This window comes from Egibacteraceae bacterium (assembly GCA_040905805.1).
Taxonomy (GTDB): domain Bacteria; phylum Actinomycetota; class Nitriliruptoria; order Euzebyales; family Egibacteraceae; genus DATLGH01.
The window spans coordinates 19,288-38,943 of record JBBDQS010000008.1 but is presented as its reverse complement, the minus strand read 5'-3'; the positions used below and the strand labels follow the sequence as shown (position 1 = coordinate 38,943).

At 72.8% G+C, this 19,656-nt stretch carries 22 protein-coding genes; 15 read left to right on the top strand and 7 right to left on the bottom strand.

The features are described from left to right. Window positions 1-255: 255 nt before the first annotated feature. Both WD250_01675 and WD250_01670 read left to right on the top strand, forming a co-directional pair. Window positions 256-1,587, top strand: a complete 1,332-nt coding sequence (locus tag WD250_01675) for a DEAD/DEAH box helicase (GenBank protein ID MEX2618904.1) — start codon at window positions 256-258, stop codon at window positions 1,585-1,587. 52 nt (window positions 1,588-1,639) lie between these two features. Continuing rightward, the gene (locus tag WD250_01670; protein ID MEX2618903.1) at window positions 1,640-2,716 is read left to right on the top strand and encodes an adenosine deaminase; all 1,077 of its coding nucleotides are present in this window, start codon (window positions 1,640-1,642) and stop codon (window positions 2,714-2,716) included. Between the two features lie 19 nt (window positions 2,717-2,735). Here the strand turns inward: WD250_01670 and WD250_01665 are convergent, their stop codons facing one another. Together WD250_01665 and WD250_01660 are read right to left on the bottom strand one after the other, a co-directional pair. Then, on the bottom strand, window positions 2,736-4,691 hold the full coding sequence (locus WD250_01665) for an S-layer homology domain-containing protein (GenBank protein MEX2618902.1): 1,956 nt from the start codon (window positions 4,689-4,691) through the stop codon (window positions 2,736-2,738). A gap of 9 nt (window positions 4,692-4,700) precedes the next feature. Next, on the bottom strand, window positions 4,701-5,219 hold the full coding sequence (locus tag WD250_01660; protein ID MEX2618901.1) for a hypothetical protein: 519 nt from the start codon (window positions 5,217-5,219) through the stop codon (window positions 4,701-4,703). A gap of 182 nt (window positions 5,220-5,401) precedes the next feature. Between WD250_01660 and WD250_01655 the strand changes: the two genes are divergently transcribed. From WD250_01655 to WD250_01615, 9 genes are all read left to right on the top strand, one after another. Further along, entirely contained in the window at window positions 5,402-5,704 is a 303-nt protein-coding gene (locus WD250_01655) for a hypothetical protein (GenBank protein MEX2618900.1), read from the top strand. Window position 5,705: 1 nt separating this feature from the next. Further along, the gene (locus tag WD250_01650) at window positions 5,706-6,821 is read left to right on the top strand and encodes a zinc-dependent metalloprotease (GenBank protein MEX2618899.1); all 1,116 of its coding nucleotides are present in this window, start codon (window positions 5,706-5,708) and stop codon (window positions 6,819-6,821) included. Then, complete coding sequence (gene tilS / locus WD250_01645; GenBank protein ID MEX2618898.1) at window positions 6,778-8,331, top strand: tRNA lysidine(34) synthetase TilS; 1,554 nt, start codon at window positions 6,778-6,780, stop codon at window positions 8,329-8,331. Before WD250_01650 ends, tilS begins: the two co-directional genes overlap by 44 nt. Before the next feature lie 127 nt (window positions 8,332-8,458). Next, on the top strand, window positions 8,459-8,653 hold the full coding sequence (locus WD250_01640; protein MEX2618897.1) for a hypothetical protein: 195 nt from the start codon (window positions 8,459-8,461) through the stop codon (window positions 8,651-8,653). A 144-nt stretch (window positions 8,654-8,797) separates the two neighbouring features. Next, window positions 8,798-9,379, top strand: coding sequence for a hypoxanthine phosphoribosyltransferase (gene hpt / locus WD250_01635; GenBank protein ID MEX2618896.1), 582 nt, complete (start codon window positions 8,798-8,800; stop codon window positions 9,377-9,379). A 718-nt stretch (window positions 9,380-10,097) separates the two neighbouring features. Further along, the gene (ftsH, locus tag WD250_01630; protein ID MEX2618895.1) at window positions 10,098-12,080 is read left to right on the top strand and encodes an ATP-dependent zinc metalloprotease FtsH; all 1,983 of its coding nucleotides are present in this window, start codon (window positions 10,098-10,100) and stop codon (window positions 12,078-12,080) included. A gap of 12 nt (window positions 12,081-12,092) precedes the next feature. Next, window positions 12,093-12,764 carry a GTP cyclohydrolase I FolE gene (folE, locus tag WD250_01625; protein MEX2618894.1) on the top strand — a complete coding sequence of 224 codons (672 nt, stop codon included), beginning with the start codon at window positions 12,093-12,095 and terminating at the stop codon, window positions 12,762-12,764. Continuing rightward, window positions 12,761-13,894: a dihydropteroate synthase gene (gene folP / locus WD250_01620; GenBank protein MEX2618893.1), complete on the top strand. Its 1,134-nt coding sequence runs from the start codon at window positions 12,761-12,763 to the stop codon at window positions 13,892-13,894. The genes folE and folP overlap by 4 nt, the downstream gene beginning before the upstream one ends. Then, complete coding sequence (locus WD250_01615) at window positions 13,891-14,256, top strand: tRNA-binding protein (GenBank protein MEX2618892.1); 366 nt, start codon at window positions 13,891-13,893, stop codon at window positions 14,254-14,256. Before folP ends, WD250_01615 begins: the two co-directional genes overlap by 4 nt. A 157-nt stretch (window positions 14,257-14,413) precedes the next feature. Here WD250_01615 and WD250_01610 read toward each other — a convergent pair whose 3' ends face one another. Genes WD250_01610 through WD250_01590 form a run of 5 tightly spaced genes read right to left on the bottom strand, consistent with a single transcriptional unit; the run spans window position 14,414 to window position 16,592 of the window. After that, window positions 14,414-14,980, bottom strand: a complete 567-nt coding sequence (locus tag WD250_01610; protein ID MEX2618891.1) for a hypothetical protein — start codon at window positions 14,978-14,980, stop codon at window positions 14,414-14,416. Continuing rightward, window positions 14,977-15,516, bottom strand: a complete 540-nt coding sequence (locus WD250_01605; protein MEX2618890.1) for a DUF6286 domain-containing protein — start codon at window positions 15,514-15,516, stop codon at window positions 14,977-14,979. Before WD250_01605 ends, WD250_01610 begins: the two co-directional genes overlap by 4 nt. Beyond that, window positions 15,513-15,908, bottom strand: coding sequence for an Asp23/Gls24 family envelope stress response protein (locus WD250_01600; protein MEX2618889.1), 396 nt, complete (start codon window positions 15,906-15,908; stop codon window positions 15,513-15,515). Before WD250_01600 ends, WD250_01605 begins: the two co-directional genes overlap by 4 nt. A 9-nt stretch (window positions 15,909-15,917) precedes the next feature. Continuing rightward, the gene (locus tag WD250_01595) at window positions 15,918-16,379 is read right to left on the bottom strand and encodes an Asp23/Gls24 family envelope stress response protein (protein ID MEX2618888.1); all 462 of its coding nucleotides are present in this window, start codon (window positions 16,377-16,379) and stop codon (window positions 15,918-15,920) included. Between the two features lie 33 nt (window positions 16,380-16,412). Further along, entirely contained in the window at window positions 16,413-16,592 is a 180-nt protein-coding gene (locus WD250_01590) for a hypothetical protein (protein ID MEX2618887.1), read from the bottom strand. A gap of 418 nt (window positions 16,593-17,010) precedes the next feature. Between WD250_01590 and folB the strand changes: the two genes are divergently transcribed. From folB to panC, 4 genes are read left to right on the top strand one after another with little or no spacing between them, the layout of a single operon-like run. Further along, the gene (gene folB, locus WD250_01585; protein ID MEX2618886.1) at window positions 17,011-17,370 is read left to right on the top strand and encodes a dihydroneopterin aldolase; all 360 of its coding nucleotides are present in this window, start codon (window positions 17,011-17,013) and stop codon (window positions 17,368-17,370) included. Continuing rightward, entirely contained in the window at window positions 17,367-17,897 is a 531-nt protein-coding gene (gene folK / locus WD250_01580; protein MEX2618885.1) for a 2-amino-4-hydroxy-6-hydroxymethyldihydropteridine diphosphokinase, read from the top strand. The genes folB and folK overlap by 4 nt, the downstream gene beginning before the upstream one ends. Then, complete coding sequence (locus WD250_01575; protein MEX2618884.1) at window positions 17,894-18,775, top strand: Rossmann-like and DUF2520 domain-containing protein; 882 nt, start codon at window positions 17,894-17,896, stop codon at window positions 18,773-18,775. Before folK ends, WD250_01575 begins: the two co-directional genes overlap by 4 nt. Beyond that, the gene (gene panC, locus WD250_01570; protein ID MEX2618883.1) at window positions 18,768-19,643 is read left to right on the top strand and encodes a pantoate--beta-alanine ligase; all 876 of its coding nucleotides are present in this window, start codon (window positions 18,768-18,770) and stop codon (window positions 19,641-19,643) included. Before WD250_01575 ends, panC begins: the two co-directional genes overlap by 8 nt. Window positions 19,644-19,656: the final 13 nt, after the last annotated feature.

Sequence of the window (19,656 nt, the reverse complement as noted above, 5' to 3'; positions counted from 1 at the left end):
ACCACGGATAGCGGTAACGCCATTCGGAACACGCGCGCCGCACGAGCTCGTCGACAAGGCGAGCGAACCGCTAAGGCGCCGGACGTGATGAGCGGGCACAACCCCAGCACCACCGCATCCTCATCTTCGGGCGTGTTCGCCCACGCACGAAGCCCCTGCAGTGCGACCAGCACTGCATGCTGCGTGCTCGCGCACGCACCCGATGCTTGCGCGCACATGACCGCCCGGACTTCATCCGGGCAGGAGCAGATCATCTTGACAACCACCTTCACCGAGCTCGGCGTCCCGCGCCCGCTCGTCGACGCGCTCGCCCGCAGCGGCGTGACCGCGCCGTTCCCCATCCAGGCCGCGACCATCGCCGAGGCGATGGCCGGCCGCGACATGTGCGGTCGCGCCCCGACCGGATCCGGCAAGACCCTCGCCTTCTGCATCCCGCTGGCGGTCAGCGCCCACAAGGGCAGCCCGCGCAAGCCGCGCGCGCTGGTCCTGGTCCCCACCCGCGAGCTCGCCTCGCAGGTGGCCGAGGTGCTCGCGCCCCTGGCGGCAGCGCAGGGCCGCACGGTCGCCACGTTCTACGGCGGCACCACGATCAGCCGTGACCAGCGCTGCCTGCGCCGCGGTGTCGACATCGCCATCGCCTGCCCCGGCCGCCTGGCCGACCTCGTCCGCCGGCGCGACGCCGACCTGTCCGAGGTGGGCTTCGTCGTCATCGACGAGGCCGACCGCATGGCCGACATGGGCTTCCTGCCCGAGGTCAAGCGCCTGCTCGACCAGACGGCCACGGATCGCCAGACGCTGCTGTTCTCCGCCACCCTCGACGGTGACGTGGACGTGCTGATCCGCCGCTACCAGCGCGACCCGGCCCGCCATGAGCTCACCGAGACCATCGAGTCCAGCGGTGACGTCCGCCACTTCTTCTGGCATGCCGCGTCGACCGACCGCACGGCCCTCACCCGTGAGGTGATCGAGGCCGCCGCGCCCGCGATCGTCTTCACGCGCACCAAGCACGCCGCGGACCGGGTGGCCAAGCAGCTCAACCGCCAGGGTGTGCGCTCCGCCGCCATCCACGGCAACCGGTCGCAGAACCAGCGCGAGCGCGCGCTGTCGGACTTCACCAGCGGCCGGGTGTCCGCGCTGATCGCCACCGACGTCGCCGCCCGTGGCATCCACGTGGACAACGTCGGCGTGGTCGTGCACTACGACCCGCCCGCCACCGACAAGGACTACGTCCACCGCTCGGGACGCACCGGGCGGGCCGGCAACGACGGCCTGGTCGTGACGTTGGTCGGGCCGGACAAGATCGGCGACGTCAAGGGCCTGCAGCGGGCACTGGCGATCCACCAGCACGTCGACCCCTTCGCCGTGGCGCAGCTGAGCGGCGAGGGTGGTTCCCGACGGGGCGAGGCCCCCCACGCGGCGCCGGTGCGGTCGGGCAAGCCCCGCTCGAAGGGCCGCCCGCAGTCGCAGGGACGCCCGCAGGGCAAGGGCCGCTCGTCGGGTGGCAACGGGCGCCCGGGCCCCAACGGGACCTCCGGTCGCCACAAGGGCTCCGCCCCACGGCGCACCGGCGCCACGCACCGCAGCTAGCGCTGGGCCGCACGGTGACCCGCGGGCGCGCGCGTGGGTATGGTCGGCGGCGATGATCACGGCCGACCAGCTCCGCGCCGCCCCGAAGGTCCTGCTCCACGACCATCTCGACGGCGGCCTGCGCCCCGCCACGCTGCTCGAGATGGCCGAGCAGCGTGGCGACCACCGGCTGCCGACCGACGACCCGGCCGAGCTGGCGACCTGGTTTCGCCGGCAGGCCGAACGCGGCAGCCTCGAGCGCTACCTGGAGGCGTTCGCCCACACCACAGCCGTGTTGCAGAGCCAGGAGACCCTCGCCCGGGTGGCCTACGAGGCCGCCGAGGACCTCGCCGCCGACGGGGTCGCCTACGCCGAGCTGCGCTTCGCTCCCGAGCTGCACCTGGAGGAGGGGTTGGACCTCGACGGGGTGGTCGAGGCGGTCCTCGACGGGCTGGCCCGGGGCAGCCGGGACTTCGGGATCACCCTGGGCCTGATCTGCACGGCGATGCGGACCGCGGCGCGCTCGTCGGAGATCGCCGAGCTGGCGGTCCGCCACCGCGAGGGCGGGGTCGTCGGCTTCGACATCGCCGGCGCCGAGGCCGGCTACCCGCCGACCCGCCACCTCGACGCGTTCCAGCTGATCGCCCGGGCCAACTTCCACTTCACCATCCACGCGGGCGAGAGCTTCGGCCTGCCGTCGATCTGGGAGGCGCTGCAGTGGTGCGGCGCCCAGCGGCTCGGCCATGGCGTGCGCATCGTCGAAGACATCACCACCGATGACGACGGCGTGCGCCTCGGCCGGCTCGCGCAGTTCGTCCGGGACCGCCGGATCCCCCTGGAGATGTGCCCGACGTCCAACGTGCACACCGGCGCGGTGGCGTCCCTGGCCGTGCATCCCATCGACCTGCTGCGGCGGCTGCGGTTCCGCGTCACGGTGAACACCGACAACCGGCTGGTCTCCGACGTCACCCTCACCGGCGAGTTCGCCCGGCTGATCGAGGCGTTCGGCTTCGGCCTGTCCGAGGTGGAGTGGCTGACCCTGAACGCGATGAAGAGCGCCTTCTGGCCGTTCGACGACCGCCTGCGGCTGATCGACGAGGTCATCAAGCCCGGCTACGCGGCCCTTCGGCGCCAGGCCGTCTCCTCGTAGCGCGGCAGCGGTGTCACGGTCACGCCGGGGTCGGCGTGTCCATGTCCAGGGCCCGGGCCAGGAACGCCGCCATCTGCCCGCGGGTGACCTGCTGGCGCGGGCGGTAGGTGCCGTCGGGGAAGCCGGACGCGATCCCCTCCTGGGCGACCGCGGCGATCGCCGGTTCGTGGGGGTTGCCGGCCACGTCGGTGAACGGGTGGGGTCCGCCCGGCGGCAGGTCCAGCGCCCGCTGGAGGAAGGAGGCCATCTGGTCGCGGCTGACCGGCTGCTGGGGCCGGTAGGTGCCGTCGGGGAAGCCGGCGGCGATCTCCGCGGCGGCGACGGCCGCGATCGCCTCCTCGTGGGTGTGGCCGCCCACGTCGGAGAACTGCCCGCCGCCGGCGCCGGACGGCAGCTCCAGCGCCCGCTGGAGGAACGCGGCCATCTGGCCGCGTGTCACCGGGTCCTGGGGCCGGAACGTGCCGTCGGGGAACCCGGTGGTGATGCCCGCGGTGGCGACGGCCAGGATCGCCTCCTCGTGGGTGTGCCCGGCGATGTCGGAGAACTCCGGTATGTCTGCGGGCACGATCTCCATCTGGGCCATCATGTCGTGGTCCTCGTGGGCCAGGTTGTGGCAGTGGTAGACGTAGACCCCCGTGTAGCGCGTGAGGACCGTGTGGAAGCTCACCGTCTCGCCGGGGTTCACCTGCACGGTGTCCTTCATGCCGATCTCGGCGGGCAGGGGCGGCTCCCCGTCGCGGTCCACGACCTGGAACATCCCCTGGTGGATGTGGAACGGGTGGGGCGCCCCCGCGCTGTTGTGGACCCGCCAGATCTCGGGGACGTCGAGCTGCGGGCGCACGTCGATGCGGTCTTCGTCGAAGGGCTGCCCGTTGATCACCCACAGTCCGAGCTCGTCGCTGAAGTCCATGTCGAAGTCCCGGGTGACGCGCGCCGGGCCGCGCTCCGGCACGGGCCGCAGCGTGGGCGGCACCGCACCGACGGGATCGTCCTCCGAGCGCACGACGTCGAAGCGCATGATGTCGTCCAACCCGATGTTGGGGTTGCCGATCAGGTTCTTCAGCACGACCGAGTCGCCGACCGGCACGTCGGCGAAATCGATCACGATCTCGACCCGCTCGGCGGGTGACAGCATGATGCTCGACGCCCGGTTCGGCTCGGGCATGAGGCCGCCGTCGGTGCCGATCTGCACGAGGTCGTCGCCGGAGTCCAGGGCCAGCTCGTAGTCGCGGGTGTTCGAGCCGTTCAGGAAGCGCAGCCGGTACTTGCGGTTGGCGACCTCCAGGCGCGGCCAGGGCTTGCCGTTCACCACGATCGTGTTGCCGAGCACGCTGTTGATGCTGTCGACGAACCGCAGCGTCCCGTCCTCCTCGAAGCTGCGGTCCTGGATGACGATGGGGATGTCGTACTCGCCGGTCGGCAGGTCGAGCGCGTCCTCGACCTCGTCGCCGATCAGGTAGAAGGCTGCGAGTCCCATGTAGACGTTGCGCGACGTCACGTGCATCACGTGGTCGTGGTACCAGAGGCTCGCCGCGCGCTGGAGGTTGGGATAGGTGTAGACCTTCTGCCCGCCCGGCGGGATGAGGTCGACGGGGTGACCGTCGTCCTCGGGTCGCACGTGGGCGCCGTGGTTGTGGACGCTCGCGTCCACGTCGAGCTCGTTGACCTGGGTCACCACCACCGTGCGGTCCCTGCGGGCCTTGATGGTCGGACCCGGGTAGAGCCCGTCGTAGGCCCACACGGGCGTGAGCACGCCGGGCAGGATCTCGACCTCGGCGTGCTGCATCACGACCTCGTAGTAGTCGGTCGTGTCGTCGGTCGAGGTCGGCGACTTCACCGCCGGGATCGGCAGGTCGACCGCGAACGGCGTCGTCGACGGGCTCTGGGCCAGGGCCACGATGGCCCGCTCCCACGGGAGCAGCACGGCGGCGCCGCCCACGAGGCCCATCTGCAGCAGCTGTCGTCTGGTCAGCACGGTGCTCTCCTACGTCGGTGTGGACACGGGCGAACGGGAGGTCGTCGGCGCGCGGGCCGCCCGACGGTGGCGCGTCCACGGCAGCCCGAGCAGCATGGCGCAGGCGATCAGCAGGCCGAAGGAGTAGCGCAGGGTGACGATCGCGCCCTGCACCGCCGACAGCAGCGGGGTCACCACCGTGGACGAGAAGAGCGCGCCGTGGACCATGGCCGCGGGCACGCTGACCACCGCGTACATCGCGGCGCCGAGCCCGGCCCACAGCATCGCCGCCCCGACGCCGTCGGTCGTGCGCAGCCACCGGTTCGCGAGGCGGCGGGTGAGCAGGGTGGCGACCAGCAGCACCACCACCCCGGCAGGGGCGTACAGCACGGAGTCGCGCAGCCAGTGGGCGACGGGGTCGATGTACGCGGCCTCGTGCGCGTGACCGAGCTCGTCAGACCGGCGGTGCAGGAGGCCGACGAGCACGAAGGCCTGGGCCACACCCGCGACCGATACCAGGCCGATCAGGCGGCGACGCCCTGCTGGCATGGCTGCGCTCCTGGTGTCGGTGGGCACATCGGGACCCGTTGAGGGTAGCGTGGGCTCGAAGGTGGCGCCGAGCCTTTATGGTCGCGGCACCCCGGGGCGCCGTGCGGAGCGATGCGCCGCCTCGGGTACACTCGTCCGCGATTCCCGCTGGTCAGATCACAAGTCCGCGACGGAGGGTGGCGATGTCCAAGCGCCTGGTGGCCGTGCTCATGATGGTGTTGCTGGCGTGCGCGGTCGCCGCGCCGGCGATGGCGGTCGAGGCCGGGGGCGAGAGTGAGGAGCTGCCGAGTTACGAGGAGGTCGGTAGCGGGACGGAGACGTCGCTGGAGTTCCGCCCCGAGCCCTACGAGCAGCCCACCGTCTTCGCCGGACTCCTCTACCCCCTGCTGCTCCTCGCCGGCGTGGCGGTCATCGGGGTGCTCGGCCTGTACCTGCTGTGGCAGCCGCGGTTCTCCGAGGAGCGCAAAGCGAAGAAGCGCCAGTAGCGTGGCTGTCGAGCCGACCAGCCCGATCGAGCCGCTCGCCGACTGGGCTCTCGCCAGCCGCGTCGCCTGGCTGGTCGCCGCACGGCCGGCGGACAAGGGTGGCGGGGGCGCTGCGCTGACCCGCGACGACGTCGACCATCTGCGCGGTGAGCTCACCCGCACCGTGCGTCGCGCCGACGGCCTGGCCCGCACGGCCACCGGCCTGGGCGCCGACCTGCCGCCCGCCGACGTGCGCGTGGTCGGGCGACGGGCCTGGATCCAGGCGAACATCGAGAGCATCGCCGAGCTGACCGATCCGCTCGCCGACCAGCTGATGGCCCGCAGCGACGTGGCCCGCGCCACCACTCGCAAAGCCCTCGGGCTGCAGCTCGGGATCGTGTTCGGGTACCTGTCGACCCGTGTGCTCGGCCAGTACGAGGTCTTCCTGCCCGGCGGGCGGACGCCGGGACGGCTCACGCTCGTGGGCCCGAACCTGCTGGAGATCGAGCGCTCGATGCTGCCCGGCAGCGATGTGACCGCCGAGGAGTTCCGTCTCGGGCTGTGCCTGCACGAGATCGCCCACCGCCTGCAGTTCGAGGCCGTGCCGTGGCTGCGACCGCACCTGCGTGGCCTGCTTGACACCTACCTCGCGGAGACCCGCTTGGACCCCGACCGGGTCAAGGAGTCGGTCAGCAAGCTCGGGGACCTCCTGCGCAACCCGTCGCGGTTGAGCGACCCCCAGGTGCTGCTCGAGGTGGTGCTGTCCGAGGAGCAGTCCGCGGTCATCAAGCGTGCGCAGGCGCTGATGTCGCTGTTGGAGGGCCACGGCAACGTCGTGATGGACTGGGGTGCCGAGGTGGCCTCCGAGCGCGACGGCAACGGCCTTGACCCCTCGCGGGTGCGCGACCTGCTGAACCGACGCCGGTCGAAGGCCATGGACCAGGCGATGCGCAAGGCCCTGGGGCTGTCCATGAAGGCCCAGCAGTACCGCGTCGGCGAGACCTTCATCCTGGCGGTCGCCGAGCGCCACGGCCGGGACGCGTTCAACCGCGTGTGGGAGGATCCCGACCACATCCCGACCGACGTCGAGCTCGATGACCCGGACCGCTGGGCGGGGCGGATCGCCGCCGCCTCGTGACCCGCCGGCCGCCGTTCGCGGTCCCTGGGGCGAGACAGTCCTGATCGGGGCGCTGCGACCGGGCCAGGGCCGCGACGCGGTGCTCGCCGAGGTGCGCGCCGTCCTGGACGCTGTCGTGGCGCCGCGCGCCCCGGTCGTGCTGGCCGTGTCGGGCGGTCCGGATTCGACCGCGCTGGCGTTCCTGGTCACCGAAGCCCGTCCCGACCTGGTGGCGTGCGTGGCCCACATCCGCCATGGGCTGCGTGACGACGCCGCCGACGCCGAGGTGGCTGCGGCGCACGCCGCAGCCCTCGGGCTGGCCTACCACCAGCGGTCCGTGCAGGTCCGGTCGACCGGGCGCGGGGTGGAGGCCGCAGCCCGCGAGGCCCGCTACGCCGCCCTGTCGCGCATCGCCGCGGCTGTCCAGGCGCGCGCCCTGGTCGTGGGGCACACCGCCGACGACCAGGCCGAGACGGTGCTGCTCAACATCGCCCGGGGGACCGGGCTGCGGGGCCTTGGGGGCATGGCCGTGTCCCGTCCCAGCGAGCACGACACGGAGGGCGCGCACGGTGTGCGCGTGGTCCGACCGCTCCTGCGGCTGCGCCGCGACGACGTGCACGCCTTCGTGACGGGGGAGGGTCTGCGCGCGGTCATGGACCCCACCAACCGCGACCCCCGGCAGCGTCGGGCCCGAGTACGCCACGACCTGCTGCCCGCCGTGGCTGCCCTGAGCGGAGGGACGGGCGACCCCGTCGGTGCGCTGACGCGCCTTGCCGATCTGGCCCGCGAGGACGCCGACACCCTCGACGAACTGGCCGCGGACATGGCTCGGCGGTCGGTCGTGGCGTGGGGCCCAGCCCGGGCGGTGCCGACCGCTGATCTCGCGACGCTGCCCCGAGGCCTGGCCACCAGGGTCGTCCGACTACTGCTGCGCGGCGTGCACACGGGCGTGGAGGGGCCCGCATCGAGCGGGTCGGCGTCCGCCTCGAGCGTGGAGGCCATCCTCGCGCTGGGGCCGGGTGCTGCGCTGCACGCTCCCGGCGGGGTATGGGTGACGTGCGGTGGTGGGTGGCTTGCGGCGGTGCCACCGGGCCTTCCGGCGCTGCCGGCCCGCCCGCTACGAGTGCCCGGGCAGGTGGTGTTGCCCGAGTTGGGCCTTGCCGTGCGCAGTGACCTCGTCCCCTGGCGCGACGAGCCAGGTCTGGCCCGCGCCACGAACAGAGACAGGACAACCCCCACGCCGTTGGCTGTCGGCCCCCCGGGGACCGCCCGCGCCCCGTGGGCCGTCGTGCCTGCCGATGCGGCCCTGGTGGTGCGCAGCCGCCGCAGCGGCGACCGGATCGGCTCCGCCCGCCTGACCGACGCCCTGAGCGACGCCGGTGTGCCGCGGGCCCTGCGCGACCTCGTCCCGGTCGTCGCCGGCTCTGGCGATCTGGTCGTCTGGGTGCCCGGCCTCGATGTCCCGCACCCGGCGGCAGCCTCCTCGCGCGGCAGGGAGGCAGTCAGGCTGTGGCTCGCCGCTGCCCGATGACGGCGGGGAGCGAAGCGGATGGAGCCGCTCGGCGGGGCGCCACCCCGGCTGTGCGGGGGCCAGTTCATCGCTCCGGTCCTCGTGGGCGCCGCCGGCGCTGGTGAGCCGGAGGGCCGGGATGGGTTCGGTGGCCTGCTCAGGCCCCGTGCTCGACGCGGTGGCCCCGGCCCTGGCCCTGCTGTCGGGCTCGTCCGCCGGCACCGGGACCGTCATCCACACCGCTGTGCTGGCGCGGCAGGGGCTCGCGGAGGAGCCCGGGTACTGCCACCTGCCGACCGAGGCGATGTCGGCCAAGACGGCGGTGGCGAGCGCCATCCGGTAAGCCCGCGTGGCAGTCGCCCGTTCAGCGCGAGCGCTGTTCGGCAGTCTGGAGGTCAGCGCTGCGGCGGCCCCGACCGCGCCCCGGCTGCGCCCCGACGGGCCGCATGCCATCTGCGATGTACGCCCGGTCGGCTACGCTCCCGGCGTGGACGAGCAGCGCGTGACCTCACCGAGCGTCGTGCCGCAGGACGCCGACGTCGACCGGGTCCTGATCACGTCGGAGCAGATCCATGCCCGTCTGGTCGACCTCGCCGTCGAGGTCGACCGGGACTACGCCGGCCGGGACGTGCTCCTGGTCGGGGTGCTGAAGGGCGCCTTCGTCCTGATGGCGGATTTCGCGCGGTACGTGCAGATCCCCGTGGAGTTCGACTTCATGGCCGTATCGAGCTACGGGTCGGCGACGCAGACCTCGGGGGTCGTGCGCATCCTGAAGGATCTGGACCTCGACATCGCCGATCGCCACGTGATCCTCGTCGAGGACATCGTGGACTCGGGGTTGACGCTCGACTACCTGATCCGCAACCTGCGCTCGCGCGGTCCGGCGTCCTTGGAGGTCATGGCCCTGCTCACCAAGCCGGGGACGGCCCGCATCGACGTGCCCATCCGCTACCGCGGGTTCGAGGTCCCCGACGTCTTCGTCGTCGGGTACGGCCTGGACTACGCTGAGCGCTACCGCAACCTGCCCTATGTCGGGACCCTCCGGCACGACGTCCACGCCGGCCCCTAGCTGACTAGTCCTAGTGTCCTGAGACGTGAATCGCCGGAGCGTGCGGAGGCGATTCTCCGCTGTGCAGGGTGTGGCGGTCGCGCAGCGACCGCCATGGGGGCGCTGAGTCCTCAATCCGGCAGGCTGCCGCAGAATGGGGGCGCAGACCATGCGCACGCGTCTGGGTGGACGGGCAGTGTCTGGTCGTGACGGCCCCCGGGCCGCCCCGGGGGCCGACGGGTGGACCCGTCAGGATCGTCAGGATCGCACGGACACGTCGCCGCACGTGTACGGGCGCAACGCGGACACTTCGCCGGTGTGCGTGCCCGTCACACGGACACTTCGCCGCTGCCGAGAAGGTGCAGAAGATGATAAATAGGCACAAACTCTTGCAGGTTTTGTCCGTTGTGTCAGAGGAAGTGTCCGCGTTGGCGTGAGTCAGCACGGCGACGTGTCCGCGGTGGCGCACACCGCCTCTCGGCGCGCCACACGACGCCGACAGCCGGTGGTGCGGGCCGATCCCGACCGCCAGGTGCGCCAGCGGCGGCCCACAACACCGGGTCCGACACCGCCAACGGATCTCCGACTCCGGCCCCTAGAGACGTGCATCGCCGGAGCTTGCTGAGGCGTTTCTCTGCGGTGCCGGGTGGGGCGGTCGCGCAGCGACTGCTATGGGCCCTGACCCCCGGGGCGGCCGATCGGCCGGTCGGGGTTCCGGACCCGGTGCTACAGTGAAAGCATGAAAGCGCGACGCTTCGTGCGAAGCCCTTATGTCTGGATCCTGCCGGTGGTGATCGCGGCAGCGGTCGTGCTGTCCATGCGCGGCGGTGACGAAGAGGAACCGCTGCGGTTCGACGAGTTCATGAACCACCTCGAGGCGGGGGAAGTCGCCACGCTGGAGGACTTCGCGCGTGACGGACGCCTCGAGGGCACGTTGGACGACGGCGACGAGCCCTTCGAGACCTCCTACAACATCGAGGTCGACGGCGAGCGGCTCGGCGCGGCGCTCGACGTCGCACGGCAGGAGGGCACGCTCGCCGAGCGCACGGTGGACAACCAGGCCGGGAACATCTTCCTGCAGTTCCTGTTCTCCCTGCTGCCGTTCCTGCTGATCTTCGGGTTGTTCTTCTTCCTGATGACCCAGATGTCGGGCGGTGGCCGGGGCGTGATGAGCTTCGGCAAGTCCAAGGCGAAGGCCATCTCGAAGGATGCGCCCAAGGTCACCTTCGCCGACGTGGCCGGATCCGACGAGGCCGTCGAGGAGCTGCGGGAGATCAAGGACTTCCTCGCGAACCCCGCGAAGTTCCAGGCGATGGGCGCCAAGATCCCGAAGGGCGTCCTGCTGTTCGGGCCTCCCGGGACGGGCAAGACCCTGCTGGCGCGCGCCGTGGCCGGCGAGGCCGGCGCACCGTTCTTCTCCATCTCCGGGTCCGACTTCGTCGAGATGTTCGTCGGGGTCGGGGCCAGCCGGGTGCGCGACCTGTTCGAGCAGGCCAAGGCGGCCGCGCCGGCGATCATCTTCATGGACGAGATCGACGCCGTCGGCCGCCACCGCGGTGCCGGCATGGGCGGCGGGCACGACGAGCGCGAGCAGACACTGAACCAGCTGCTCGTGGAGATGGACGGCTTCGACGTCACGACCGGCATCATCCTGGTGGCCGCCACCAACCGGCCCGACATCCTCGACCCGGCGCTGCTGCGTCCGGGACGCTTCGACCGCCAGATCGTCGTGGACCGCCCCGACCTGGTCGGTCGCAAGGCGATCCTGGAGGTCCACGCCCGCGGCAAGCCGATGGCCGACGACGCCGACCTGTCGGTCATCGCGCGCCGCACGCCGGGCTTCACCGGCGCCGACCTCGCCAACCTGATCAACGAGGCCGCGCTGATCTCCACCCGCCAGGACCGCGCGGACATCACCATGGAGGCCATGGAGGACGCGATCGACCGGGTCATCGCCGGCCCCGAGCGCAAGACCCGCCTGATGGGCGAGACCGAGAAGCGCATCATCGCCTACCACGAGGGCGGCCACACCATCGTGGGCCACGCCCTGCCCCACGCGGACCCCGTCCACAAGGTGTCGATCATCCCCCGGGGCCAGGCACTCGGGTGGACCTTGACCCTGCCCACCGAGGACAAGTACCTGGTGGCACGCGGCGAGCTCATCGACCAGCTCGCGATGATGCTCGGCGGCCGTGTGGCCGAGGAGCTCACCATCGGCGACTTCACCACCGGGGCGGCCGACGACATCTCCCGCGCGACCGCGACGGCGAAGAACATGGTCACCCAGTACGGCATGAGCGCGACGCTCGGGCCCATGACCTTCGGGCAGAAGGACTCGCAGCCGTTCCTGGGCAAGGAGTTCGGGCACGCGCCGGACTACTCCGCGGAGGTGGCCAGCGAGATCGACCACGAGATCCGGGCGCTGATCGACGAGGCGCACGACGAGGCCCTGGAGGTGCTCGTCGACAACCGGGTGGTGCTGGAGGAGCTGGCCGACGCGTTGATGGAGCGCGAGACCGTCGAGCGCGACGAGCTCGCCGTGATCCTCGCCAAGGTCACCAAGCGGCCCTCGCGCAAGATCGAACCGCTCATGAACGGCAACGGGCAACCGGTCTCCGGCACCTCGGTGATGAGCCAGCTGCGGCGCGCCGCGCAGCCCGCGGCGCTGGCGCGAGCCGCTCGTGCCCGACGGGACGATCCCCCTGCGACTCCCCGCGACTGACGGGGCGGATCGATGACCGACTCGGCGGCGGGCGCCGGGGTCCGGCGTCCCGCGACGCTCGACGCTGACGCCCGCATCCGGGCCGCGACCGGGCTCGAGCCGGACGGGTCGTTCGACCACGAGAAGATCCGCGCGGGCGTCCGGCTGCTGCTGGAGGGCCTCGGTCTGGACGCAGAGGCCGAGGAGACCCGGGACACCCCCGATCGGGTCGCCCGCATGTGCGACGAGATCTTCGCGGGGCTGCTCATCGACCCCGCCCGGGTGCTCGACGTGGTCTTCGAGGAGGGCCACGACGAGATCGTGATCGTGCGCGACATCCCCTTCGCCAGCATGTGCGAGCACCATCTCGTGCCGTTCCTCGGCACGGCCCACGTCGGGTACCTGCCGAACACCCGCGGCCAGATCACCGGCATCAGCAAGCTTGCCCGCCTGGTGGACCTCGTCGCCAAGCGCCCCAGCTTGCAGGAACGCCTGTGCACCACCATCGCGGACGTCATCGAGACCGCGCTGGAGCCGCGGGGCGTGCTCGTGCTGATCGAGGCGGAGCACACCTGCATGACCATGCGGGGGGTCCGCAAGCCCGGTGCCGTGACCGTGACGAGCGCGGTGCGCGGTGCCATGCGCGACGATCCGAGGACCAGGACCGAGGTCATGCAGCTGGTGGCCATGGGACGCGGGCGATGACCCCGCTGGTCCGGGTGGTCGAGGCCGCGCTCGGGCCCGCCGCGCACATCCGCGTGGTCGTCAGCGGGGTGAGCGACCCGGTGCGGTTGCGCAGCACCTGGTCGTCGTCGGGCGCCACGGTGGAGGACATCGACGGGCGGTTGCACGCCACCACCACCGTCGAGGCGCTCGCGCGTGCCGCGGGGCGCAGCCTGGAGGCCGAGGAGGCCCGGGCGCTGGACCGCTCCCTGCGAGAGGCCGTCGCGGCCTGGCTCGGGCCGGCACCCGAGGTGCCGCTCGCCGACCGGCCGTTGCCGACCGGTGCGCATCCGCTGGTCATGGGCGTGGTCAACGTGACCCCGGACTCCTTCTCCGACGGCGGGCTGACCTACGGTGGCAGGAAGCCGCACCCGCAGACCGCGGTCGGCCACGCGCTGCACCTGCTCGACGAGGGCGCCGACCTCCTCGACGTCGGCGGGGAGTCGACGCGGCCCGGGGCCGACCCCGTCTCCGAGGCGGACGAGCTGCGTCGGGTCATCCCGGTGGTGGAGGCCCTGCACGGGCGCGCGGTGATCAGCATCGACACGACCAAGCGCACGGTCGCCCGGGCGGCGCTGGACGCGGGGGCGGCGATCGTCAACGACGTGTCGGGGGCGAGCGACCCGGCCCTGCTGGACGTGGTCGCCGACACCGGTGCGGCCTACGTGCTCATGCACGCCCGCGGACGGCCCAAGGACATGCGCTCGCTGGCCGTGTACGACGACGTGGTCGCCGAGGTCTACGAGTTCCTCGCCGAGGGCCTGCGCCGGTGCGCCGAGGCGGGGATCCTCACGGGGCGCATCCTGGTCGACCCCGGCCTGGGGTTCGCCAAACGCCCCGAGCACAACGTGGCGTTGCTGCGGGCCCTGCGCCAGTTCCGTGGCCTGGGTCGGCCGGTGGTCATCGGCGCCAGCCGCAAGAGCTTCCTGGGCGTCCTGCTCGGCGAAGCCGACACCGCTGGGCGCCTGGAGGGCAGCCTCGCCAGCGCGGCGGTCGCCGTCGACGCCGGGGTGGCCGTGATCCGGGCGCACGACGTGGGACCCACCGCCCGGCTCACGCGTGTGGCGCAGGCCCTCAGCCGGCGGACCGACGACTGGAGGGAGGGCGAGTGACCGACGACCCCGCTGTGCTGCCCCGCAAGGACGACGTCGGCGCCGAGGGCTTTGACGCCCTGGACCTGCGGGTCGGCCGGGTGACGGCGGTCGCGCCCTTCCCCGAGGCGCGCAAGCCGGCGTGGAAGCTCAGCGTGGACTTCGGCCCGGTCGTCGGCACCCTCCACACCAGCGCGCAGGTGACCAACTACACCGAGGAGGACCTCATGGGGCGGCTGGTGGTCGGCGCGATCAACCTCGGCCGCAAGCGCATCGCGGGGTTCACCAGCGAGTTCCTGGTGCTCGGCGCGCTCGATGCGGACGGGACCGTGCGCCTGCTCGCGCTCGAGGACGACGTGGCCCCGGGCGCACCCGTGGCCTGATCCCCCTCACCGCACGGTGGTCGTGTGGCCCGGCGGCTTCCCCGGGTGTGTGGCCCGGCCAGACCACCACCTCCACGGTGGTCGTGTGGCCCGGCGGCTGCCCCGGGTGTGTGGCCCGGCCAGACCACCACCTCCATGGGGATCCCCGGTCCCTCGCTCACCGGACGCGGTCGCCGAGCTCCGCGGTGGGTCTGACGACGGTGTCCACGTGCAGGTCCGGGGCGCCCAGCAGTTCGCGGACGCGCGCATACACCTCCTCGGCGACGCCCAGGGCGGCACGCGGGTCGGTGTCGGTGTCGATGGCGAGCGCGACGAGCAGCCGGGGCCGCGAGCCGTACGTGACCATGCGCACGTTGCTGCTCACCACCCCCGGCCCGCGGCGCAGGTCCGCTGCGGCGGCACGCGCGACCGACGCAGCCTCAACGGTGGTGCGACCGCGCGCCTCGCGGGCCAGGGTCACCGTGCCGAGCCGACCGCCACGGCGGCCCCTGAGCTGGCGTCGCACCAGCCAGGCCCCGAGCGCCGCGGCGAGGAGCCCGCCGAGGACGACGCCGCCGGCCCACGGCTCGGGGTTGGCCTCGGCCGCTGCGGCCAGGTCGTCGTACAGGGCGCCCGGCTCGGCCACCGGGAGGATGCCGTAGGCGGCCAGGAGGACGAGGACGCCCCCGGCGACCAGCACGAGCCCCAGGAGCGCCAGCACGATGCGGTTGGGCCTCCGGCTCACCGGACGCGCACCTTGCTGCGCCGCAGGCGCACGACCACCTTCAACGGGCGTTCGAGGCGTAGCTCGCGCACGCACGCCTGGACCCGCTCGCGGGTGCGCGCCCTCACCGCCGAGACCTGGGCGTCCCGGGGCACGCTGCCTTCCACCCGGGCCTTTCGTCGGGAGACCCGCACCGCCGCCCCTTGCACGTCGCCGTCGTCCACCGCCGTGCGGCGCAGCAGCTCCTCCAGGCCGCGCCCGTCCAGGGCCGCCAAACGGTTCACCCGCTGCTCGATCAGGCGGAGCGCGGCGGGCCGGGCGGGCCACAGCTGCAGGGTGACGAGCCCGACCCCGGCCACGACGCACAGGGCCGCCACCACCATCAGGGTGCGGTTCTGCCACGAGAGGCTCGAGAGCTCGGTCGCCCACTGGTCGAGGGGGACCAGCCAGGCCGGGCGCTGGAGGAAGGAGAGCACGGTCTCCACCACCAGCAGCAGGGCAGCGCCCAGTAGCGTCAGCCCGACCAGGAGCCCGAGGAGCCGGTTGAGGGCGTTCATGACCGCTCGGGCCCGGGCCGGGGGTCCCCGGGAGGCGCCGACGGCGTGGGATCCTCGTCGGGTTCCCGGACATCCTCCCGGACATCGGCCACGTGCACGTCAACGATCGCATCGGCGAAGGCCGGCACCTGCGCGGCCAGCTCCTCGCGAACCCTGCGACGGACCTCCTCGGCGACCTCCCCCAGCCTCTCCCCGAACCTCATGACCGTGCGGACGCGCACGCGGGGTGTCGCGGACCGGTCGACGCGCACGCCCCGCACCGGCCCTTGGGGCCCGTAGGTGGCGATCTCGCCGCGAGCTCCCCCATCGAGTGCCAGCACATGGGGGACCTCCCGCGCGGCCGCGGCAGCGATGCGCGCCACGGCGACGGAGGAGACCACAGCCTCACCCATGGGGTCGCGCTACTCGACGCGTGTGTCGGCGCTCTCGCCGTCGTCCCCCCCGGGGAACACCAGGTCGTTGACGGCGATGTTGACCTCCACGACCTCGAGCCCCGTCATGGACTCGATGCGGTCGATCACGTTCTGGCGGACGCTCTCCGCGACCTCGTGGATGGACGCGGGGTACTCCATCTGGCAGTTGATGTCCACCGCCGCCTGGCGACTGCCGACCTCCACGCCCACGCCGGAGGTGCGATGCTCGGAGCCGCGGATGCGCCCGACGACATCGCCGAGCGCGCCGGACAGGCTCCCGCCCAAGGCCGCCACGCCGTCGATCTCCCGGGCGGCGAGGGCGGCGATCTTCGCCACCACCGAGTCGTCGATGGAGGTGGCGCCGCGCTCGGTCTCCAGCTGCGCGACGGAGCCGCCGCGCGACCTGGCCGGTGACGGTGACGACCGCTGGGGGGTGTCGGTATCGGTCATGGTGTGCTTCCTTTCATCCGGTGTGCGCTGCGGTCATTCGTCGTGGCGGTGCCCGAGATACTCGGTGACGTCGACGCGCCCTTCGATCATCAAGGCGACGACGAAGCCGACCGCGGCCAGGGCAGCCACGAGCAGTGCGCTCGTGAAGCCTGCGAACACCCAGACCGCGCCGATGGCAAGGCCCACGAGCGTGCCGAACCGAGCAGTGGTCACGGCGTTCCCCTCTCTTCTCGGCTGGTCGGCGCCATGACGATCATCTGACCCTGGGGACCGATGAGCTCCGCCCGAGGGATCGGTGCAGCGCGCGGAGCAGACGCTGCCACCACGGTCCTCGATGGACGACGGTCAGCGGTGTGTGCGGGCCCTTGGATCGGCGAGCGTGGAGGACCGCTCTCGCCTGCAGCAGCAGGCGGAAGTCCTCCGCGTCGCCGCCTCGGTCGGGATGTCTCCCGGGAGCCAGGAGACGGAAGGCCTGTTCGACCTCGGCGGAGGATGCGGTGGGGGGCACATGCAACAGGGAACGAGCCGTCTCCGGGGTCATGTCCACCTCGCGGCGGTGGCAGGCGCTGCATGACATCCACCTACCCAGTCGGGCGATGGAGCACACCCCGGCGCTATCCTGCGCACGGCCATGGACCGCATCGAGATCTCCGGCCTCCAGGTCTTCGGACACCACGGTGTCTTCCCCGAGGAGCGTCAACGCGGGCAGATGTTCGCCATCGACCTCGTGCTGGAGTGCGACCTGACGGCCGCGGCCTCCTCCGACGCGCTCGCCGACACCGTAGACTACGACGCCTTGGCACGCGCGGTGGCCGAGGAGGTCGCCGGGACCCGGTTCACGCTGATCGAAGGGCTGGCCTCGCACCTGGCCGGCCTCGCGCTGCGCGAGGCGGGGGTCACGGCCGTGGAGGTGCGGGTCGCCAAGCCGGAGGTGGCCATCCCGCTGGAGCTGGATGCCGTCGCGGTCGTCATCCGCCGCACCGCCCCATGAGCGCGATCATCCCCCCGGTCGGTCACGCGGAGGTCGCCTACCTGGGCCTCGGCAGCAACCTCGGTGACCGGCTGACCTACCTGCAGGCAGCCGTCGACGGCCTGGACGCCGACGCGCGCACCAGTGTGCAGGCGGTGTCGAGCGTCTACCAGACCGCGCCCGTGGGCGGCCCCGAGCAGGAGGAGTACCTCAACGTCGCCGTCCGGGTCGGCACCCGGCGCTCCCCCGCCAGGTTGCTGGATCTCTGCCACGTGATCGAGGCGGCGCTCGGCCGGGACCGCACGGTGCGGTGGGGGGCGCGCACCATCGACATGGACGTGCTCCTGTACGGCCCCCGCACGGTGGCGACCCGCAGGCTGCAGATCCCCCATCCCCGGCTGGTCGAGCGGGCGTTCGCCCTGGTGCCCCTCATCGAGGTCGCCCCGGGCGAGGCCCTGCCGGACGGGACCTCGTTGACCGCCGCGCTGGCCAGGCTCGCCCCGATCGAGGGCGTGACCATGGTCGGGTCGCAGGTACGGCTCCCGTGAGGCGCACCGCGATCATCGGGCCGGGCCGCGTGGGTACCGCGCTGGGCATTGCCCTGGACCGGGCCGGCTACCCCGTCGTGGCGGTCGCCGGGCGAGGCCGGGACGCGCTGGACGCGTTCTGTCGGCGCCTGCCCGGCGCGGTGCCCCTGGCGGCGGCTGCCGCGGCCCGCACCGCCGAGCTGGTGGTCGTGTGCGTGCCCGACGACGCGGTGGCCGCCGTGGTGCGCGGGGTGGCTCGCGACGACGGGGTCGCCGAGGGCAGCCGCTGGGTGCACGTCGCCGGCGGCTTCGACGTCGAGGTGCTGCGCCCGGCGAGGGTCGCGGGCGCCCGGGTGGCCGCGTGCCACCCCGCCCACACCTTCCCCGACCCCGACGCCGGCGCCGACAGCCTGGCGGGGGTGTCGTGGGCGGTCACCGCCGACGATGCCGACCTCGGCTGGGCGCGCGTGCTCGTCACGGACCTGCGGGGCAGCCCGGTCACCGTGGCCGCCGGCAGCCGGACCCTGTACCACACCGGCCTCGTGGTGGGTGCGAACGCCACCTCCAGCGTGGTCACCCTGGCCCGGGACCTGCTGCTCGGCGCGGGCGTGAGCGACCCGAGCGCCTTCCTCGGGACCCTGGCCACCACCGCCGCGGGCAACGCCGCGCAGCGGGGCGCCGAGGCCCTGACCGGCCCCGTGCGTCGCGGGGACGCCGGCACCCTGGCCAGCCAGCTGGAGGAGCTGCGCACCGCGATGCCCGAGGCGGTCGACGCCTACCTGGAGCTGGCGCGCCTGGCGCTGCGCCACGCCCGCCGGGCGGGCCTTGACCCTGATGCCGCCGCCGCGGTCGCACGCGTCCTCGACGCCACCGACAGCCGTGGGGGCGGCGGTGACTGAGGTGGTGCGCACCGCTGGGGCCCTGCGCGCCGCGCTGGCCCCGCACCGGCGAGCCGGCGCGACCATCGGGCTGGTGCCCACCATGGGCGCCCTGCACGACGGTCACGGTGCGCTGGTGGCCCGGGCAGCCGACGAGTGCGACGTCACCGTCGTGAGCATCTTCGTGAACCCGCTGCAGTTCGGACCAGACGAGGACTTCGCCACCTATCCCCGCGACCTCGACGCTGACGTCGCGCGGCTCGATCGCCTGGGCGCCGACCTGGTGCTCAGCCCGGCGGGCTTCGCGCCGTCGGTGGTCACCGTGCGCGTCGGCGAGCTCGGCGACCGTCTGGAGGGCGCCCGCCGTCCAGGCCACTTCGACGGCGTCGCCACGATCGTCACCAAGCTGCTCGCCGTCACCGGCCCCGACCGCGCCTACTTCGGCGAGAAGGACTACCAGCAGCTCACCATCATCCGCGTCCTGGTCGCGGACCTGGGCCTGCCCGTGGTGGTCGTCGCGTGCCCGACCGTGCGGGCAGCCGACGGCCTCGCGCTGTCCAGCCGCAACGCCTACCTCTCCCCGGGGCAGCGGCAGGCCGCCCGCGCGCTGTCGGCGGCATTGCGCGCGGTCGCCGCCACATGGGGTGGCGACGCCGACGGGGCGCGTAGCGACCTGCGCCGTACACTGGAGGCTGCGCCCGGTGTCCGCCTCGACTATGCGGAGGTCGGTGACCCCGAGACCCTCGAACCGCTCGAGGGCGTCGTGGAGGGCCCGGCGCAGGCGCTCGTGGCCGCCCACGTGGGCACGACCCGCCTCATCGACACCATCCGGTTGGATCCCCCCGACAGTCGAGTAGCCAGACCAGGCACCCGACGACCGGCGGACTGACACGGGAAAGGGA

Coding starts and splice junctions, on each gene's coding strand:
- WD250_01670 (MEX2618903.1), top strand. CDS start 1,640: ATGATCACGGCCGACCAGCTCCGCGCCGCCCCGAAGGTCCTGCTCCAC.
- WD250_01660 (MEX2618901.1), bottom strand. CDS start 5,219: ATGCCAGCAGGGCGTCGCCGCCTGATCGGCCTGGTATCGGTCGCGGGT.
- WD250_01655 (MEX2618900.1), top strand. CDS start 5,402: ATGTCCAAGCGCCTGGTGGCCGTGCTCATGATGGTGTTGCTGGCGTGC.
- tilS (MEX2618898.1), top strand. CDS start 6,778: ATGACCCGGACCGCTGGGCGGGGCGGATCGCCGCCGCCTCGTGACCCG.
- ftsH (MEX2618895.1), top strand. CDS start 10,098: ATGAAAGCGCGACGCTTCGTGCGAAGCCCTTATGTCTGGATCCTGCCG.
- folE (MEX2618894.1), top strand. CDS start 12,093: ATGACCGACTCGGCGGCGGGCGCCGGGGTCCGGCGTCCCGCGACGCTC.
- folP (MEX2618893.1), top strand. CDS start 12,761: ATGACCCCGCTGGTCCGGGTGGTCGAGGCCGCGCTCGGGCCCGCCGCG.
- WD250_01605 (MEX2618890.1), bottom strand. CDS start 15,516: ATGAACGCCCTCAACCGGCTCCTCGGGCTCCTGGTCGGGCTGACGCTA.
- WD250_01600 (MEX2618889.1), bottom strand. CDS start 15,908: ATGGGTGAGGCTGTGGTCTCCTCCGTCGCCGTGGCGCGCATCGCTGCC.
- WD250_01595 (MEX2618888.1), bottom strand. CDS start 16,379: ATGACCGATACCGACACCCCCCAGCGGTCGTCACCGTCACCGGCCAGG.
- folB (MEX2618886.1), top strand. CDS start 17,011: ATGGACCGCATCGAGATCTCCGGCCTCCAGGTCTTCGGACACCACGGT.
- folK (MEX2618885.1), top strand. CDS start 17,367: ATGAGCGCGATCATCCCCCCGGTCGGTCACGCGGAGGTCGCCTACCTG.